The organism is Curtobacterium sp. MCBD17_028 (assembly GCF_003234875.1).
Lineage (GTDB): Bacteria > Actinomycetota > Actinomycetes > Actinomycetales > Microbacteriaceae > Curtobacterium.
Map to the genome: position 1 here is coordinate 221,524 of NZ_QKTQ01000005.1, position 17,425 is coordinate 238,948.

At 72.6% G+C, this 17,425-nt stretch carries 22 protein-coding genes and 1 riboswitch; of the genes, 12 read left to right on the top strand and 10 right to left on the bottom strand.

Annotation, left to right across the window (positions count from 1 at the left end; translation table 11 throughout):
* The first annotated feature begins 25 nt into the window (after window positions 1-25).
* Both DEI86_RS08805 and DEI86_RS08810 read left to right on the top strand, forming a co-directional pair.
* Entirely contained in the window at window positions 26-982 is a 957-nt protein-coding gene (locus DEI86_RS08805) for a cation diffusion facilitator family transporter (protein ID WP_111009410.1), read from the top strand.
* Window positions 983-1,075: 93 nt separating this feature from the next.
* Entirely contained in the window at window positions 1,076-1,453 is a 378-nt protein-coding gene (locus tag DEI86_RS08810; RefSeq protein ID WP_111049316.1) for a hypothetical protein, read from the top strand.
* Window positions 1,454-1,477: 24 nt separating this feature from the next.
* Here the strand turns inward: DEI86_RS08810 and DEI86_RS08815 are convergent, their stop codons facing one another.
* Complete coding sequence (locus tag DEI86_RS08815) at window positions 1,478-1,909, bottom strand: nucleoside deaminase (protein WP_111009606.1); 432 nt, start codon at window positions 1,907-1,909, stop codon at window positions 1,478-1,480.
* Window positions 1,910-2,070: 161 nt separating this feature from the next.
* On the opposite strand from DEI86_RS08815, the gene upp reads away from it, so the two are divergent.
* The 6 genes from upp to DEI86_RS08845 all read left to right on the top strand — a co-directional run bounded on the left by upp (window position 2,071) and on the right by DEI86_RS08845 (window position 8,457).
* Window positions 2,071-2,706 (top strand): uracil phosphoribosyltransferase, encoded by a 636-nt coding sequence (gene upp / locus DEI86_RS08820; RefSeq protein ID WP_111009408.1) that lies wholly within the window; start codon window positions 2,071-2,073, stop codon window positions 2,704-2,706.
* 439 nt (window positions 2,707-3,145) lie between these two features.
* Window positions 3,146-3,988: a winged helix-turn-helix domain-containing protein gene (locus DEI86_RS08825; RefSeq protein WP_111027042.1), complete on the top strand. Its 843-nt coding sequence runs from the start codon at window positions 3,146-3,148 to the stop codon at window positions 3,986-3,988.
* Between the two features lie 276 nt (window positions 3,989-4,264).
* The gene (locus DEI86_RS08830) at window positions 4,265-4,795 is read left to right on the top strand and encodes a MarR family winged helix-turn-helix transcriptional regulator (protein ID WP_309146556.1); all 531 of its coding nucleotides are present in this window, start codon (window positions 4,265-4,267) and stop codon (window positions 4,793-4,795) included.
* A complete protein-coding gene (locus tag DEI86_RS08835; protein WP_111049317.1) occupies window positions 4,792-6,141 on the top strand; it encodes a deoxyribodipyrimidine photo-lyase in 1,350 nt (449 codons plus the stop codon). Before DEI86_RS08830 ends, DEI86_RS08835 begins: the two co-directional genes overlap by 4 nt.
* Window positions 6,138-7,655 carry a serine hydrolase gene (locus DEI86_RS08840; protein WP_181439740.1) on the top strand — a complete coding sequence of 506 codons (1,518 nt, stop codon included), beginning with the start codon at window positions 6,138-6,140 and terminating at the stop codon, window positions 7,653-7,655. Before DEI86_RS08835 ends, DEI86_RS08840 begins: the two co-directional genes overlap by 4 nt.
* Before the next feature lie 100 nt (window positions 7,656-7,755).
* Window positions 7,756-8,457 carry a TetR/AcrR family transcriptional regulator gene (locus DEI86_RS08845; protein WP_111049319.1) on the top strand — a complete coding sequence of 234 codons (702 nt, stop codon included), beginning with the start codon at window positions 7,756-7,758 and terminating at the stop codon, window positions 8,455-8,457.
* Here the strand turns inward: DEI86_RS08845 and DEI86_RS08850 are convergent.
* From DEI86_RS08850 to DEI86_RS08860, 3 genes are all read right to left on the bottom strand, one after another.
* Window positions 8,447-9,061 carry a superoxide dismutase gene (locus DEI86_RS08850; RefSeq protein ID WP_111009403.1) on the bottom strand — a complete coding sequence of 205 codons (615 nt, stop codon included), beginning with the start codon at window positions 9,059-9,061 and terminating at the stop codon, window positions 8,447-8,449. The genes DEI86_RS08845 and DEI86_RS08850 overlap by 11 nt on opposite strands.
* Window positions 9,054-9,644 carry a flavin reductase family protein gene (locus DEI86_RS08855; RefSeq protein WP_111013561.1) on the bottom strand — a complete coding sequence of 197 codons (591 nt, stop codon included), beginning with the start codon at window positions 9,642-9,644 and terminating at the stop codon, window positions 9,054-9,056. The genes DEI86_RS08850 and DEI86_RS08855 overlap by 8 nt, the downstream gene beginning before the upstream one ends.
* A gap of 194 nt (window positions 9,645-9,838) precedes the next feature.
* Entirely contained in the window at window positions 9,839-11,362 is a 1,524-nt protein-coding gene (locus tag DEI86_RS08860) for an MFS transporter (protein ID WP_111013562.1), read from the bottom strand.
* 138 nt (window positions 11,363-11,500) lie between these two features.
* Between DEI86_RS08860 and DEI86_RS16980 the strand changes: the two genes are divergently transcribed.
* Both DEI86_RS16980 and DEI86_RS16525 read left to right on the top strand, forming a co-directional pair.
* The gene (locus DEI86_RS16980) at window positions 11,501-12,049 is read left to right on the top strand and encodes a TetR/AcrR family transcriptional regulator (RefSeq protein WP_111013563.1); all 549 of its coding nucleotides are present in this window, start codon (window positions 11,501-11,503) and stop codon (window positions 12,047-12,049) included.
* 66 nt (window positions 12,050-12,115) lie between these two features.
* A complete protein-coding gene (locus DEI86_RS16525; RefSeq protein ID WP_181434856.1) occupies window positions 12,116-12,286 on the top strand; it encodes a hypothetical protein in 171 nt (56 codons plus the stop codon).
* Window positions 12,287-12,413: 127 nt separating this feature from the next.
* Here DEI86_RS16525 and ribH read toward each other — a convergent pair whose 3' ends face one another.
* From ribH to DEI86_RS08880, 3 genes are read right to left on the bottom strand one after another with little or no spacing between them, the layout of a single operon-like run.
* Entirely contained in the window at window positions 12,414-12,893 is a 480-nt protein-coding gene (gene ribH / locus DEI86_RS08870; protein WP_111009399.1) for a 6,7-dimethyl-8-ribityllumazine synthase, read from the bottom strand.
* Window positions 12,890-13,564, bottom strand: a complete 675-nt coding sequence (gene ribB / locus DEI86_RS08875; protein WP_111049320.1) for a 3,4-dihydroxy-2-butanone-4-phosphate synthase — start codon at window positions 13,562-13,564, stop codon at window positions 12,890-12,892. Before ribB ends, ribH begins: the two co-directional genes overlap by 4 nt.
* Window positions 13,561-14,178: a riboflavin synthase gene (locus DEI86_RS08880; protein ID WP_111049321.1), complete on the bottom strand. Its 618-nt coding sequence runs from the start codon at window positions 14,176-14,178 to the stop codon at window positions 13,561-13,563. Before DEI86_RS08880 ends, ribB begins: the two co-directional genes overlap by 4 nt.
* 72 nt (window positions 14,179-14,250) lie before the next feature.
* Window positions 14,251-14,388, bottom strand: a riboswitch (FMN riboswitch).
* Window positions 14,389-14,494: 106 nt separating this feature from the next.
* Here DEI86_RS08880 and DEI86_RS08885 point away from each other — a divergent pair.
* Window positions 14,495-14,926, top strand: coding sequence for a GNAT family N-acetyltransferase (locus DEI86_RS08885; protein ID WP_111027051.1), 432 nt, complete (start codon window positions 14,495-14,497; stop codon window positions 14,924-14,926).
* Between the two features lie 7 nt (window positions 14,927-14,933).
* On the opposite strand, the gene DEI86_RS08890 is transcribed toward DEI86_RS08885, so the two are convergent.
* The 3 genes from DEI86_RS08890 to DEI86_RS08900 form a co-directional block, all read right to left on the bottom strand.
* Window positions 14,934-15,470, bottom strand: coding sequence for an Lrp/AsnC family transcriptional regulator (locus DEI86_RS08890; protein ID WP_111009395.1), 537 nt, complete (start codon window positions 15,468-15,470; stop codon window positions 14,934-14,936).
* A gap of 75 nt (window positions 15,471-15,545) precedes the next feature.
* On the bottom strand, window positions 15,546-16,202 hold the full coding sequence (locus tag DEI86_RS08895; RefSeq protein ID WP_111049322.1) for a hypothetical protein: 657 nt from the start codon (window positions 16,200-16,202) through the stop codon (window positions 15,546-15,548).
* Window positions 16,203-16,240: 38 nt separating this feature from the next.
* A complete protein-coding gene (locus tag DEI86_RS08900; protein WP_111009393.1) occupies window positions 16,241-16,621 on the bottom strand; it encodes a DUF5997 family protein in 381 nt (126 codons plus the stop codon).
* 43 nt (window positions 16,622-16,664) lie between these two features.
* On the opposite strand from DEI86_RS08900, the gene DEI86_RS08905 reads away from it, so the two are divergent.
* Window positions 16,665-17,423 (top strand): LysR family transcriptional regulator substrate-binding protein, encoded by a 759-nt coding sequence (locus tag DEI86_RS08905; RefSeq protein WP_181439741.1) that lies wholly within the window; start codon window positions 16,665-16,667, stop codon window positions 17,421-17,423.
* The last annotated feature ends 2 nt before the right edge of the window (window positions 17,424-17,425 follow it).

Sequence of the window (17,425 nt, forward strand, 5' to 3'; positions counted from 1 at the left end):
AGGAACGAGAGCAGGGCTGGGCACCATGAGCGCATCCGGAGGCAACAGGGCGATCGTCGCGGCCCTCGGCGCGAACGTCGGCATCGCCGTGGTCAAGTTCATCGCGGCCGCGATCAGCGGATCGGCGTCGATGCTCGCCGAGGGCGTCCACTCCCTCGCCGACTCGGTCAACCAGGTCCTGCTCATCATCGGCGGCCGACGGTCGAAGCGGGCGGCGGACGAGGAACACCCGTTCGGCTACGGCCGCGAACGGTACGTGTACGCCTTCGTCGTGTCGATCATCCTGTTCTCGATCGGCGGCGTGTTCTCGCTGTACGAGGGCATCGAGAAGCTCGAGCACCCGCACCCCCTGGAGACCTGGTGGCTCCCGCTGGCGGTGCTCGCGATCTCCATCCTGCTCGAGGGCTTCTCGCTCCGGACGGCGTTGCGGGAGGCCCGGTCCGACCGCGGGGACCAGTCCCTGGTGCAGTACATCCGTCGGGCCAAGGCACCCGAACTCCCGATCGTCATGCTCGAGGACACGGCGGCGCTCACCGGGCTCGTGTTCGCGTTCCTCGGCGTCGGTCTGACGGCGCTCACCGGCAACGGCGTCTTCGACGCGATCGGCACGATCCTCATCGCCCTCCTGCTCGTCGCCGTCGCGGTCGTGCTCGGTGTCGAGACGAAGAGCCTGCTGCTCGGCGAGGGGGCGACGCCCGCGGACCTGCAGGCGATCAAGCGGGCGATCCTCGACGGCCCGGAGGTCGACTCGATCATCCACATGAAGACCCTGTACCTCGGCCCGGACGAGCTCATGGTTGCGGCGAAGGTCGCGGTGGACGGGGACCGTCGCCTGGGGGACGTCGCGGCGGGCATCGACGCCCTGGAGGCCCGGGTCCGGTCCGTCGTGCCCGTCGCCCGGGTCATCTACATCGAGCCCGACGTCCGGCACGACGCCCCGCGGCCGCCGACCGAGGCGATCATCATCCGCGCGGCCGACTGACGCGTCCTCCCCCGGTCGGGAGGCCGAGCGACCGTCCACAGGGAAGGCACGCCTTCGTGGCGGAGCCGGCCGGGCCTCCGCCACGATCGGAGCATGTCCGTGTTGCAGAACGTGTTCCTGGCCCTCCACTTCCTCGGTCTCGCCGCCGTGATCGGCGTCTTCCTCGCGCAGGTCCGGCGCAAGGAGCACATCGAGACCCAGTGGCTCGTCATCGGCCTCGTGACGCAGCTCGTGGCGGGTCTGGCACTCATGGGCATCATCGACGCGACCACCCACGGCGGGGCGAACCACGTCAAGCTCGGGGTCAAGCTCGTCATCGCGCTGATCGCCCTCACGACGGCGTTCGTGGCGCGGTCACGGCAGCGCCGGGCCGACGCGGGGACGGCCGGACCGAAGGCGGCGCTGCCGTTCTTCCACACGACCGGAGCGCTGGCGATCGTCAACGTGCTCATCGCCGTGTTCTGGCACTGAGGCGCGTCCGGTCGCCGAGCGGCCTCAGCGTCTCGCGGCGAAGAACGTGTCGAGCATCGCGGCACAGGGCTGTTCGAGCACGCCGCCGACGACCTCGGCCCGGTGCGGGAGTCGTCGATCGCGCGCGATGTCGTAGACGCTGCCCGACGCACCCGCCTTCGGATCCCACGCGCCGAACACGATCCGGGGTACCCGAGCGGCGAGCACGGCGCCGGCGCACATCGGGCACGGCTCGAGCGTGACGACGAGGGTGTGCTGCTCGAGGTGCCAGTCCCCCGTGCGTGCCGCGGCGGCGCGGAGTGCGAGCACCTCGGCGTGCGCGGTCGGATCCTGTCGGGCCTCCCGTTCGTTGCGCCCCGTGGCGACCACCGCACCGGTCGCGTCGAGCACGACCGCGCCGACCGGGACGTCCCCCGTCGCGAGACACGCGCGGGCCTCGTCGAGCGCCCGTTCCATCGCGGCCACCCACGGCCGGGCCGCCGGGTGCTCGCCCCGGTCCGCTCCGCCGCCGATGCCCGAGGGTCCGGGGCCGACCGGCCCGGGTCCGTGCTGCCGGTGCTCCACTCGCCCTCCTCGTCCGCCGCGGTGGCGCCTCCGTGGCCGGTACCCTTGAGCGTATGCGAGTCCACGTCGCCGACCACCCGCTCATCACGCACAAGTTGTCGGTGCTCCGCGACCGCACGACGCCCGCACCGACGTTCCGCGCTCTGACCGAGGAGCTCGTGACGCTCCTCGCGTACGAGGCGACGCGCAACGTGCGAGTGACCGCGACCGCGATCGAGACCCCCGTCGCGAACACCGTCGGCGTCGCCATCGCCAAGCCGCGTCCGCTCGTCGTGCCGATCCTCCGAGCGGGCCTCGGGATGCTCGAGGGCATGGTCAAGCTCGTGCCGACAGCCGAGGTCGGGTTCCTCGGCATGGCGCGCAACGAGGAGACCCTCGAGCCCCAGACGTACGCCGAGCGCCTGCCCGAGGACCTGTCGAACCGGCAGTGCTTCGTCCTCGACCCGATGCTCGCGACCGGTGGCTCCCTGACGGCCGCGATCGAGTTCCTGTTCGACCGGGGCGCCGTGGACGTCACCGCCGTCTGCATCCTCGCCGCGCCCGAAGGGCTCGCCGCGGTCGAGGAGGCCACCGCGGGCAAGGACGTCACGATCGTCCTCGGTGCCCTCGACGAGCGACTCGACGACCGCGGGTACATCGTGCCCGGACTCGGCGACGCGGGCGACCGGTTGTACGGACTCGCCGAGTAGCCCCTTCCACCGCCCTCGCAGGCTCGGTCGGCGCTGGCGTCGCGCGAACGCACGTCCGCACGTCCGCCGGGACAGTTGACAGCCCCCTGGTATACCGCCGATACTCGCCCCATGACTGTTTCCTCGTCCACCCGCGTCCTCATCGAGGTCCAGGGGACTGCCGGCATGATGATGCCGGGCATGGCGGTCATGTGTTGTCGAATGCGTGCCTGACCGGCACCCGTTCCAGCCGGACCCACCCCGACGGCGACCCCGTCCTGTGTGCGGTCCCCGGGATCCGGCGCCGACGACCATCGTGATCGTCGACGCGGAGGTACCCGCTCCCCTCGGTCCGTCCCGCCCTCGAACCCCCTCGCCGGGGTCCGGGCACCGCGGACGCCGCGACCGAGGACGCATTCGACGCACCGGCGCTCCGAGCGCCACAGCCAGGAGGACTCCCATGTCACTCACCATCGATCGCCCGCGACACACCACCGCCCCCGCCGACACCGCGCTCGCCGGTGCTGCTTCGCCGACCCATGCCGGGCCGGCTCTCCCCGCGGCCCAGCACGCCCGCACTGCTGCGCCCGTGCGTACCCCCGCTGCCGGCACCGCCCTGCCCGCCCGTGCCGCACGGCCTGCGCCCGCTGCCGAGGACGTCCCGACGAGTCCCGTCGTCGCTCCCGCCCGGAGCCGCGCTCTGCCCGAGGGCACGGAGGCACGCGGATTCGCCCTCTACGTCGGGATCGACGAGGCGAAGGCCGCTGCGGCCGGCACCTCGCTCGCGGCCATCGTCGAGCAGCTCAAGGCCCTGACGGCCCAACTCGCCCCCGCCGCCGAGACCTACGCGGCGGTCGCGGTGGCGGCCGAGGGCTCCGGGGGCCGCGACGTCGAGGTCGTGCGCCTCGCGCTGCAGGACCGATCCGCGGTCGCGGCGCGGAAGCAGACCTCGCCCGCGGAGCCCGAGGAGACCGGCGTCGTGATCGACATCTCGCGCAAGCGGGTCGTGCTCGACGGCGAGACCGCACCGCTGACCTACAAGGAATTCGAGCTCCTCCAGTTCCTCGTGCTCCGCGAGGGCCGGACGGTCGACCGCCAGGCGATCATCGAGGGACTCTGGGCGGACGGCGAGGACGAGACGCCGAACGAGCGGACCATCGACGTGCACGTCCGACGCCTCCGCTCGAAGCTCGGTGCCTTCGAGGAGATCGTGCGGACGGTCCGGGGTGTCGGCTACCGGTTCGACCGGCACGCGGACGTCGCCGTCCGGTACGCCTCCACGCCGTCCCCCGACCTCTTCTGACGGCCGCGGGGGCTCCCGGCATCGGCATCGGGCGCTCTGGGTGAACTCGCAGTGAAACAACGATCCGGTACCTACCGCTCGTTACCACCTCGTTATATTCTGACGGAGCAGTCGCTGTTTGCTGTGGCAGCGGTTGCGGAATGTGATTGCAGGACACTCTTGGGTGCAAGGGAGGAGGGCGGCCACCACGCCTCTGGTGGCCGCCCTTCGTCGTGTCCGAGCCGGTCCGGCGTCCGACCCCGTCGATACAGTTGGCGGAGGTCGGAAGGAGCCGCAGTGAGTGACACATCGAAGGCCGTCGCCGCGTGGGAGGCCCTGTTCCGCGCGCAGGTCACCGTGATGCGCAACCTCAACACCGCGTTCCCGTCGTCCGACATCTCGTTCAACGAGTACGACGTCTGCTACAACCTGTCCAAGCAGCCCGGACGGCGCCTCCGGATGCGGGACCTGACCGGCCAGCTCCTGCTGACCCAGCCGAGCATCAGCCGCCTCGTCGAACGGCTGGCGGCCCGCGGCGTCGTCGAGAAACTCCCCGATCCGACGGACGCCCGCGGTGTGATCGTCGCGTTGACGACACACGGCTTCGACCTCTACCGCACCGTGGCGAAGCAACACGCCGCCACCATCGCCGAGCAGGTCGGCGCCGGACTCGACGACGACGAGCTGGGCGAGCTCGAACACCTGTGCACGAAGCTGCGCACGGCCGCCGCTGCCGCCACCGACGGCACCACGGCGCACCCGGCGCTCCGCGCGAACCCGGACCCGTCGGCCTCCGATCTGGCCTCCGACACCGTGCCGAGCGTGTGAGCGGCGCGCTCGTCTGGCTGCGGGACGACCTGCGCCTCCACGACAACCCCGCCCTGCACGCCGCCGTCACGGCCGGCGGCCCGGTCACCGTGGCGTACGTCCTCGACGACCAGTCGGAGGGCCTCCGTCCGTTCGGTGGCGCCGCGCGCTGGTGGCTGCACGGGTCGCTCGCCGCGCTCGACGCCGACCTCCGGGCCCGCGGGAACCGCCTCGTCCTGCGCCGGGGTGCCGCGGCCACCGTGATCGACGAGCTCGTGCGCGACACCGCGGCGGACACGGTCCTCTGGAACCGTCGGTACGGCGCCGCGGAACGCGCGATCGACACGGGGATCAAGCAGTCGCTCACCGACCGCGGTCACGTCGTGCACAGCGCGGCGGCGGCGCTGCTCTGGGAGCCGTGGACGCTCGCCACCGGCCAGGGCCAGCCCTACCGGGTGTTCTCGCCGTTCTGGCGCGCGGCGCAGGCGATGCCGACACCCCGCGAACCGCTCCCGCGGCCCGTGACGGTGCCGGCCGGGCCGTCTGTGGCGAGCGACGCCCTCGACGACTGGGGTCTGCTGCCGACCCGACCGGACTGGGCCGGCGGCCTGCGCGCGACCTGGACCCCCGGCGAGGCCGGAGCCGCGGCCCGGTTCCGCCACTTCCTCGAGCACGGTCTCGAGGACTACGACCAGCGTGACCAGCCGTCGGCCGACGCCGCGAGCGGACTGAGCCCGCACATCCGCTGGGGCGAGATCAGCCCGTACCAGCTCTGGCACCGTCTGCACGGCGAGCTCACGCCCGCGCAGCGTCGGCAGGCGCCGTCGTTCCTCCGACAGCTGGCCTGGCGCGAGTTCAACTGGCACGAGCTGTACCACGAGCCGGACATGGCGACCGTGAACGTCCGCCCCGAGTTCGACGCCTTCCCGTGGCGCTCCGCGTCGTCGGACGAGCTCGACCGCTGGCGGTACGGCCGCACCGGCATCGACCTCGTGGACGCCGGCATGCGGGAGCTCTGGCACACCGGCGCGATGCACAACCGCGTCCGCCTGGTCGTCGGGAGTTTCCTCGTCAAGAACCTGCTCGTCGACTGGCGCGTCGGCGAGCAGTGGTTCTGGGACACCCTCGTCGACGCCGACTCCGCGAACAACGCCGGCAACTGGCAGTGGGTGGCCGGTTCCGGGTTCGACGCCGCCCCCTTCTTCCGCGTCTTCAACCCGCAGCTCCAGGCGGACAAGTTCGATCCCCACCGGAGCTACATCCGGCAGTGGATCCCGGCGGACGAGGTCCGGCCGGAACCGATGGTCGACCTCAAGTCGAGCCGCGCCCGAGCCCTCGACGCCTACCAGCAGATGCGGGCCGTGTGACCAGCGCATCCTCGTCGGACGCCGCTCCCGACAACGCCGCCTCCGCCAGGGCTCCACGACCCGCGGACCGAATCCCCGCGGACGTCCTGAGCCGCATCGACGACCTGTTCCGGCAGCGTGTGGAGCGCGGTGTCGCTCCGAGTAGCGCGTGGGGCGTGTTCGACCGCCAGGGCCTCGTCGCCAGTGGCGGGCACGGGGACCGCGGTGACGGACGAGCTCCCGACCAGGACACGGCGTACCGGATCGCCTCGTGCACGAAGAGCGTCACCGCCGCGGCCCTGCTGCTCCTCGCCGAACGGGGCCTCCTCGACCTCGACGACCCGGTGACCGCGTTCGTGCCCGCGTTCGCGTCGGTCGCACTGCCCCGCCCGGACGCCCCCGTCCCGACGCTGCGGATGCTGCTGACGATGTCCGCCGGCTTCCCGACCGACGACCCCTGGGCCGACCGGCAGGAGTCCCTGTCCGACGACGCGTTCGACGGCGTGCTCCGCGGCGGCCTGCTCTTCGACCGGGTGCCGGGAACGGGCTTCGCCTACTCGAACCTCGGTTACGCACTGCTCGGCCGTGTCGTGGCGCGGGTGAGCGGTCGGCCGTACCAGCGCTTCGCGACCGAGGAGCTGCTCGACCCGCTCGGGCTCACCCGGACGGCGTTCACCGCGCCCGACGGGGCCGCGCTCGCCTCCGGGTACCGCTCGGGCCCGGACGGCTGGGAACGGCTGCCGTTCACCGGCCCGGGTGCGTTCTCGAGCATCGGCGGTCTGTTCTCGACGGTCACGGACCTCGCGGCGTGGGCGCGGTTCCTGGCCGCCGCGTTCGACGGCATCGGCGTCGGGACGACCGGGGCGGCGGCGTGGTCCGGGTCGGCGTCACTGTCGGCAGCCGACCGTCGTGCCATGCAGCAGGCGTCACGGACCATCTCGGGCGGGACGGGCCTCCCGGGTCTGCGGGATCGCCCTGCCGGGTACGGCTTCGGGCTGTTCGTCGAACAGGACCCGGTCGTCGGGACGATCGTGTCGCACTCGGGCGGCTACCCGGGCTTCTCCGCACACATGCGATGGAGCACGGCTGACGGCGTCGGCGTGGTTGCGTTCGAGAACGCGACCGGGGCTCGGGTGCCGATGGCCGCGACGGAGGCGCACGACCTCCTGCTGTCCGCACGACCCGCACCCCCTGCGGTCCCGGTGCTCGACGTGACGCGACGCGCGCAGGCGGCCGTGACGCGCCTCCTGGCCGACGGGTTCCCCGACGACCTCGCCGACGCGGTGTGCACCCCGAACGTCGCAATGGACGTGCCCTACGAACGCCGCCGTGCAGCCGTCCGGGAGGCCCTGTCCGCGTCCGGCGCGGACCTCGCGGCCCGCCCCGTGCGCGAGGAGACGCGGTCACCCACGCACCTGGTGTGGTGGCACCCGGGGACCACCGGTCTGCTGCGGGTCGAGATCCGTCTCGCTCCGATCGCGGCCGGACTCGTGCAGACGCTCACGGTCCGGGTGGAGGACGCACCTCCGGTCTGACCGGCTGCGGACGCCTGTGGAACGTGCACGGGCACACGACCACCTCCGGTAGCATTCCACATGCCAGTCGACCTCGACGACACCGGAGGACAGGACCGCCGTGCCACGCAGACCCGATCCCAGCATCAAGCCCGCGATCGTCGAACGCGTCGCCGCGCATCTCCGGGCCACACCGATCGAGGCCGTCACGCTGCGCGGCGTGGGTCGGGCCCTCGGCACCAGCGCGTACCCGCTCGTGTACCACTTCGGATCCCGGGACGCCTTGGTAGACGCCGTGGTGGAGCACCTCGAGCGGACGTGCGACCACGTGGAGCTCGACTCCGCCGCGACGCCGACGGACCTCCGCAGCTGGTTCCGGGAGCAGTTCGGCAACCTCGGCGATCCCGATCGGTACTTGGCCGCGCGGTTGACGTTCGAGCTCGGCGCGACCGAGCCGCTCCGCGGCGGATGTCGGCACCGCCCGCGGCACGACCGCCAGGTCGCGTCCGTCGTCGCGTGGTGCCGGCATCACGACGTCACTGATCCCGAGCAACGGGGGCGCGAGGCCGTCCTGTACGCGCGGGGCGTGCAGTGGGGCGGGGTGCTCGACGGCGACCAGCAGGCGGCGGACCAGGCGCTGCACCGGATCGCACGCACGTTGGCCCTCGCCGCCGGACGTGCCGATGCGGCGGTGGGGCCGATGGACACCGCGGGGCCGGACGCCGAGCACGACGAAGGCCGCCCCGAACGGGGCGGCCTCCGTGTCGAACCTGATCGCGATCGCGGCGTCGTGCCGGACCGCGACGGTCAGGTCAGAGCGTGACGAACGACTGCGCCTTGGCGTTGGCGAAGCGCGCGGCGACGTTCTCCCAGTCGACGATGTTCCACACGGCCTTGACGTAGTCCGCCTTGACGTTGAGGTAGTCGAGGTAGAACGCGTGCTCCCACATGTCGAGCATGAAGATCGGGACGAGCCCGAACGGGATGTTGCCCTGCTGGTCGAACAGCTGGAACGTCGTGAGCTGCTGCCCCACGATGTCCCAGGCGAGCACCGACCAGCCCGAGCCCTGGATGCCCGTGGCGACCGCGGAGAACTGGGCCTTGAACTGGTCGAACGAGCCGAAGAACTCGTCGATCGCCGCGGCGAGCTCACCCTCGGGCACCTTCGTGTCCGGGCCGAGGTTCGTCCAGAAGATCGAGTGGTTCACGTGGCCACCGAGGTTGAACGCGAGGTCCTTCTCGAGCTTGTTGACGTTCGCGAGGTTGCCCGACTCACGGGCCTCACCGAGCTGCTGCAGGGCGGTGTTCGCCCCCGCCACGTAGGTCGCGTGGTGCTTGTCGTGGTGGAGCTGCATGATCTTGCCGCTGATGTGCGGCTCGAGCGCGGCGTAGTCGTACGGCAGTTCCGGAAGGGTGTACTCAGCCATCGGATGTCCTTTCGTGTTGGGTTGGACGTGCGGGTCCCGCGGCCGGATGGACCAGCCGGGAACGATCGGTGAGGGAGTGGAACTCCCGGTTGTGGTAGACGAGCGGCTCGCCCTGCTCGAGGCCGAGCACGATGTCGAGCACCTCGGCGACGACCACCGTCGAGCTGCCGATCGGCGTCGTCGAGAGCGGACGGCACCGCAGGACCGATGCCGCCGCGGGCAGGTACCAGTCGCCGGAGGGCAGGCGCTCCCAGATGCCCGGCTCGTCGACGGACGGACTCCCCGTGGAGGCGAAGCGCCGGGCGAGCTCCACGCCGCCCGCGTGCATCAGGTGGACCACGAACAGCGGCGCACCGAGCACCGCACCGGCCGACCCGGAGTTCGTCGACAGCGAGAACACGAGGACGGGCGGGTCGACCGCCACCGACGCCACCGACGACGCCGTGAGCCCGGTCGGACCGTCCGGTGTGTCCGCCGTGATGACCGCGACTCCCGCAGGGTGTCCGCGGAACGCCGCCTTGTAGGCGTCGGTCAGGTCACCGGGGGTGCCGGGCACGGACTGGGGGGTGTCGACCTGGGGCATCAGTCGGGCTCGTTCTCTTCCTCTTCGGGCGCGACCCGTCAGGGCCACGTCCCAACGTAGGACTTCGAGCGCCGTTGAGGTCAAGATCCACAGCAATCGCGTGCGGTCGGGCGTGGCACGGGCGGCCGAGGCGTCCACCTGCGCGGCGGGCGCGACCGGCGCGGCGGGCGCGACCGGCGCGGCGGGCGCGAGGGTCAGCGGACGCGCCGGAGCGTGAACCAGGCGCCGACCGCAGCTGCGACCATGAGCACCGCGGCGACGCCGGCGGTCGTCGTGACGCCCGAGTCGAACGCGGCGCGCGCCGATGCGAGCAGTTCGGCGCCCGCGTGGCCGCCGAGGGACCGGGCGGCGGCGACCGCCCCGCCGAGCGTCTGGCCGGCGGCGACGTGCTCGGTCGATGACAGCCCCGCCGGCACGACGACGTGCGCGCGGTACGCGGCGGCGAGCACGGTCCCGAGCACGGCCGTGCCGAGCACGGCGCCGATCTCGTAAGCCGTCTCCGACAGCGCCGACGCCGCACCCGACTTCGCGGCGGGCACCGTCGACACGATGAGGTCGTTCGTCACGGTCTCGGACGCGCCGATCCCGACGCCCAGGAGCACGTACGCCACGGCGAGCGCCCGGATGTCCGCACCGTGTCCGAGCGCGGCGACCAGGGCGTACGCGGCGGCCGAGGACAGCAGCGACACCGCGACCACCCATCGCGGAGCGATCCGGGCGACGACCGGGACGACCACGAGCCCGGCGACGACCGACAACACCGTGCCCGGCAGCAGGACGAGTCCGGCGGTGAACGGGTCGAGCCCGGCGACGAGCTGCAGGTGCTGCGAGATGAAGTACAGGAACCCCGTGAGCGAGAACATCGCCGTCATGTTCGTGACGATGCTGCCCGTGAACGGCACGCTGCGGAACAGCCGGACGTCCAGCATCGGCACACGCGCGGTGAGCTGGCGCCGGACGAAGGCGACGCCGCAGACGACCCCGACCGCGAGTGCGGCGAGCGCGGCACCCCGGGTGTCCGGATCGGCCAGCGACTTGATCGCCCACGCCGTCGGTGCGAGCGCCGCGAGCGACAACGCCATGCTCACGAAGTCCACGGGACCCGGAGCGGGATCACGGGACTCGGGCACGAGGAACGGCGCGGTGAGGAGCAGCAGGACGAGGATCGGCACGGCGAGGAGGAACACGCTCCCCCAGGCGAAGTGCGCGAGGAGGACGCCACCGACCAGGGGCCCGAGCGCGCCGCCTGCGGAGAACGTGCAGGACCACACCGCCAGCGCGAGGCGTCGCTCTGCACGGTCCTCGAACACGTTGCGGATGAGCGACAGCGTCGACGGCATGAGCATCGCGCCGAAGACGCCCATCGCGACCCGGGCGGCGACGAGCATCCAGGCATCGGTCGCGAACGCGGCGGCGACCGAGAACGCGGCGAAGCCCGTCGCGCCGACGAAGAGCAGGCGGCGGCGCCCCCACCGATCGCCGAGGCTGCCCATGACGACGAGGAGCCCAGCCAGGACGAGGGGGTACGCGTCGACCACCCAGAGCAGCGTGGTGGCGGCGGGGTGGAGGTCGGCGGAGATCGCCGGGAGCGCGAAGCTCAGCACGGTGTTGTCGACCGCGATGAGGAGCACGGGGAGCATGAGGACCGCGAGGGCGGCGAACCGTCGGGTGCGTGTCGACGCGGACGGACGGCGGACGGGGGCGAGGAGCAGGGACATCGGTGGTGCTTCCGGGACGGCGGTGGTGCTGCGCAGGCGACGGCACGCGTCGCGGCGAGGTTGACCGATCTACTGTACCGACCGGACGGTACATGCTGCAAACGCTGGCTCCCGCACCGCGCTCCCTAGACTGAGGAGATGACCAGCGCGCGGGACCGCATCCTCGACAGCTTCGTCGGCATCGTGTGCGACGACGGCGAGCGCGTCGCCACGCTCGATGCCGTCGCGGCCCGCGCTGGGGTGTCGAAGGGCGGATTGCTCTACCACTTCGGATCCAAGGCGGCGCTCGTCGCGGGCCTGTGCGAGCGGCTCTCGGACCTCGGGGTCGCCGACGTCGAGCGGATGCGGGCGGCGACGGACGGCCCGGCGCGGTACTTCGTCCGCAACTGCGAGTTCGTCGGCAGCGAGCTCGACCTCGCACTCCTCGCCGCGTCACGGCTGCAGCAGGCCGGCTACGAGGAGGCCGGTCGCACCCTCGACGAGGTCGAAGGTGCGTGGCTCGCGGCGCTCGTCGACCACCTGGGCGACGTCCCCACGGCCCAGGCGATCAAGCTCATGGGCGACGGCCTGTACCACGCCGCGGCGCTCGGCGCGGTCGCGGGAGGGCGCTCCCGTGCCGAGGGCGTCGTGATGGAGGACATCCTCGGCGTCGTCGACCGACTCGTCGCCACCCGCCCCGACGCCTGAACGACCGCGGCCGTCACCGGGGACTAGACTGGGCGTCGTTCAACCGCTCGTCACCGGAGGTACCTCGTGGGCCGCGTCTTCCTCGCCCTGTTCTCGATCGCACTGTTGGTCGTCGCGATCTACCTGTTCGGTGTCGCGTTCCAGGTCTCCAGTGGGCAGGGCTTCATCTTCTTCGGCGGCATCCTCCTGATGTGCCTGTCGTTCGGACTGCCGATCCACGCCTTCTCCAAGCGCTAGCGTTCCTCGACGGAACGGGACGGCCCCGCATCCCATCGGATGCGGGGCCGTTCGCCGTCCCGGCGGCAGTGTCGATCGCGTGCAGGGCCGTTCGCCGTCCGGGCGACAGCGGCCGGTCGTGGGTCGGTCAGGCGCGACGGTGGAGACCGCGCAGCGCCACGGCAGTCGAGACCGCCGCGTGCAGCGCCTCGGCACCCTTGTCCTCCTTCGAGCCGGGCAGCCCGGCACGGTCCAGCCCCTGCTGCTCGTCGTCGAGGGTGAGCACCCCGAAGCCGACGGGCTTGCCCGTGTCGAGCGCGACCCGGACCAGGCCGCTCGTCGCGGCATCCGACACGTACTCGAAGTGCGGTGTGCCGCCACGGATCACGACGCCGAGGGCGACCGCCGCGTCCGCCCCGGCCACGAGCGCGGCCTTCGCCACGACCGGCAGCTCGAAACTGCCGGGGACGTGGATCACCTCGGTGCTCGCCCCGAGCCGCTCGGCCTCACGCAGGGCGCCCTGGAGGAGCCCCCCGGCGATCGTCTCGTGCCAGCGCCCGGCGACGATCGCCACGTGGACACCCGTTCCGTCGACCTCGTCACGCTCGGCCGCTCCTGCTCCGCTCATCCGTCCTGTCCTCTCCGGGACCGTCCGGCCCCGTCCCGCGCCGTCAGCCACGCGCTGAGCTCGGCGATCGTGATGACCGGGACGCCTTCGCACGCCCCGAGTTCCAGCAGCGCCGGCAGGCGCATCATCGCGCCGTCGTCGCCGACGATCTCGCAGATCGCTGCCGCAGCGCGGAGGCCGGCCGCCGTCACGAGGTCGATCGCCGCCTCGGTGTGCCCCGGGCGCTCGCGGACGCCGCCGGGACGTGCCCGGAGCGGGACGACGTGACCCGGTCGGTGGAGGTCCCCGCGCTGCGATCGCGGATCGGCGAGCACGCGGAGGGTCCATGCACGGTCGGACGCCGAGATGCCGGTCGTGATCCCCGCGGCGGCGTCGACCGTCACCGTGTAGGCGGTGCCGCGGACGTCCTCGCTCCGCTCGACCATCGGCGGCAGGTCGAGGGCGTCGGCGATCGCGGCGCTCACCGGCGCGCAGATGAACCCGGACGAGTGCCGCACCGTCCACGCGATCCACTCCGGTGTCGCGAGTTCCGCGGCGAGGACGACGTCGCCCTCGTTCTCACGCTGCTCGTCGTCCGCCACGATGACCGGGCGGCCGGCGATGAGCGACCGGAGGGCCTCCTCGACCGACGCGAGCCCCGCCGGCGGTGCGTCGGCGCCGGTGGCGGTCATCGTGCGTCCAGGCGGAGCATGCGGCGGACGTGCCGGGCGAGCACGTCCGTCTCGACGTTCACACGGTCGCCGGTGCGCAGGGCGCCGAGCGTCGTGGCGGCGAGGGTCTCCGGGATGAGCGAGACCTCGAACCACGCTGCGTCCGGGGCGACGGCCTCGTCCGACACGGCGCTGACGGTCAGGCTGACGCCGGCGAGGGCGACGGACCCCTTGTCGACGACGAGGGGCGCCAGTCCCGGGGTCAGGGCGAAGCGGACCCGTCGCCAGCCGTCGCCGTCCTCGGTGGCGAGCACGGTGGCCGTCCCGTCGACGTGCCCCTGCACGATGTGACCGCCGAGTCGGTCGCCGACGCGCGCCGCCCGCTCCAGGTTCACGCGGTCACCGGCCCGCAGGCCGCCGTGCACGCTCATGTCGAGCGTCTGCCGCATGACGAACGCCGTGAACGACGACGCGTCGTGTTCCACGACGGTCAGGCAGACGCCGCTCACCGCGATCGAGTCGCCGTGCCGGACGCCCTCGACCGCGACGGGGCCGGTGACGGTGAGCGCGATGGAGTCCCCGCGGTCCTCCACGCGGTCGACGTGGCCGAGTTCCTCGATGATGCCCGTGAACACTGGTGTCCTGTCTGTCGGGACTCCGGAGGGTTCCACGGGAGGACGCCACGGACGGCCCACGACGGTGGACCGCCCAGCGCTTCCTCCCGTCCGGACTCTCACCGTCGGTCCCGGAGTTCCACCGGGTCGACCACGGTCGGACATCGGTCCGCCCGCAGCTCGTGGACTGTCACCACCGGTTCGGAATTGCACCGACCCCGGAGCGCTGTACGTGGACGGAACATTACCGCACCGGCCCCGCCCGTAGAGTGGACGACGGCCGCCACCCGGAGCGGCCGGTTCGCATCGCCCCACGACGGGCGGCAGGAAGGACACCGTGGCCTCGATCTTCAGCGCCCCGACCCGCAACCTCGACGTCGTCACGCTCCACGAGATCCTGCGGCTACGGCAGGACGTGTTCGTCGTCGAGCAGGAGTGCGCCTACCCGGACATCGACGGCCGCGACCTCGAGCCGGGGACCGTGCAGTGGTGGAGCGGCAACGGATCGGTCGACGCCACGCTCCGGGTGCTCCACGAGCCGGACGGCACCGAGCGCATCGGCCGGGTCGCCACCGCCCGCGGGGCGCGGGGCACGGGGCTCGCGTCGGAGCTCATCCGCGCCGCGATCGACTCGTGCCGCAGCGGCAGCATCGCCATCGACGCCCAGTCCCACCTGCGCGACTGGTACGCCCGGTTCGGCTTCGTGCAGACCGGTGACGAGTTCATCGAGGACGGCATCCCGCACGTCCCGATGACCCTGACGCGCTGACGCGTCGCTACGCCTGCCAGCGCCGGAGTTCCCCGAACGAGCGCGCCTGCCGGGGCCGCTCGGCGACGAGCCGCTCGAACACGATGTTCGTCTGCGTCGTCGCGACCGACGGGTCGCCGCTCAGCTCGTCGGCCACGAAGTCCCGCAGCTGCTCGGTCGAGGTGCACGCGATGTGCACGAGGAAGTCCTTGTCGCCGGCGAGGAACGACACGTCGAGCACGACCGGGATCGCGAGCAGCCGTTTGGCGAACTCCCGGAGTTCTCGGCGTGCCGCGGCGTGGACCCGCACGGAGACCATCGCCTCGATCGCGAACCCGAGGCGTGCGATGTCGACGTCGGCGCGGTACCCGCGGATGATGCCCGCCTGCTCCAGGGCCCGGACCCGGGTCAGGCAGGTGGACGGAGCGACGCCGACCTCGGCCGCCAACCGGTTGTTGGGGATCCGAGCGTCGGATGCCAGGACCCACAGGATGCGCTCGTCGACCTCGTCGAGGCGGACGGACCAGCTGTCGGCGCGGGTGGCCGGAGTCGAACGATCGAGCACGGGCGGGCCTCCTGGTCGAATCATCCGTCGATGGTGTCCCTGATCGTCGCACGACGGGGCAGCCGGCACCACCCGTCACATCATGAGCGTCATGCCGACGACCGCGACCGTCATCGCGAAGACCTCGCCGCTCCGCACCGCACGGCGGTCCTCCCGGCCCCACTCGTACCGCAGCAGCCACCCGCTGAACGCGCAGTACCCCACGACCCCCGCACCGAGCACCGCCGTGAGGACGAGCGTGTGCGCCATCGGATCGGCCGACGCGGCACCCAGCACCGCCGACGCGGTCGAGCCGTGCCCGGCCCCGCTCGTCGTGACGCCGCTCGCGCCGCTCGATCCGGCACCGCTCATCGCACCGCTCATCGCTCCACTCATCGCTCCACTCATCGCACCGAGCAGCAGCATCCCCGCCATGACGACCGCGGAGAGCGCCCGGTGCACGTCCATCGGGTCCGCGCGCCGGGCCTCCCGGCCGTCCTCGGCCCGTCCTGGTGCGCCGGCCGCCCGAGCGCGCGACCCGATGACCGGGAGCGGCGCCACGAGCAACAACGCCGCCCCGGCCACGAGGGACCAGCCGGTCCCCACGCCGAAGGCCGGGAGCAGCATGGCCACGAGCATCACCAACGCCGGTACGACCACCGCCGGCCGGGGCCGGTACCGGTCGCCGACGACGCAACAGACCGACGCGAACTGCGGCACCACGAGCATGGCGGTCGCGATCGGGTCGTGCACCAGGAGGCCTCAGCGGCTCGGCAGTCGGGGGTGCGGGGTCAGCGCGTCGCGGCCCGTGCGGCTCGCTGCTCCTTGACGCGGGTGTTCTCGGCGCGCACCGCGGCCTGCGTCGCACGCTCGCGGACGAGCCACTCGGGCATCTCCTGCAGGAGCGCCTTGATCTCGGCCGTCGTCAGCGCGTCGTCGACACCGGCGCGCGCGAGTCCCGAGACCGACACACCGAGCTTCGCGGCGACGACCGGCCGGGGGTGCGGACCCTCGCGCCGGAGCTCCGCGAGCCACTCCGGCGGCTCGGCCTGCAGCGCCTCGAACGTGGAGCGCGACACCGGCGCCGAGCGGAACGACTCGGGCGCCGCGGACACCAGGATGCCGAGCTTCTTCGCGGCCGTCTCCGGCTTCATCGTCTGTTCCTGCGCCATGCCCACCAGGGTACGGGACCCGCCCCGGTCCTATGCTCGACGCATGCCCGGAACCCTCACCGTCGCGTTCGTCCCGGGCGTCTCCCCCGCACGGTGGGCACGGGTGTGGCGGGAGCGGATGCCGGACGTCGAACTCGTGCTCCGCGCGGTCGGCGCCGACGAGGTCGACCGGGCGCTCGCCGGCGACGCCGACATGTGCTTCGCCCGGCTCCCCGTGACCGAGGGTCTGCGCGCGATCCCGCTGTGGACGGAGACGCCGGTCGTCGCCGCTCCGAAGGACTCCGAGTTCGCCGAGGTCGACAGCGTCACCGAGCGCGACCTCGTCGGGATGACCCTGCTCGGCGGCGGTCCGGTTCCCGACGACCTCGACGGCACGCTCGATCTCGTCGCCGCCGGCGTCGGACTCGCTGTGCTGCCCCAGTCCCTGTTCCGTGCGGCGAGCCGCCGCGACCTCGTCGCCCGTCCGCTCGTCGACGTCGAGGGCACGCGCGTCGCGCTCGTCTGGCGCGACGCGGACGCCTCCCCGGTGACGGACGAGTTCATCGGCATCGTCCGAGGGCGCACCGCGAACAGCTCCCGCGGGCGGGACGCCGCGGACGTGCGTGACGCGGACGGCACGGACGGCCGGCAGACCCGCGGTCGCGTCAGCAGCGACGGCCGGGAGGCCCGCGGTCGCCCCGGTGCCGACGGCCGGGAGGCGCGGCGCGGCTCCGGCAACGAGTCCAACGGCCGCCCCGGCACGGCCGGCGGCCGCGGTCGGACCGCCCGCCCGACACGCGGACGTCCGAGACGAGGGCGCTGAAC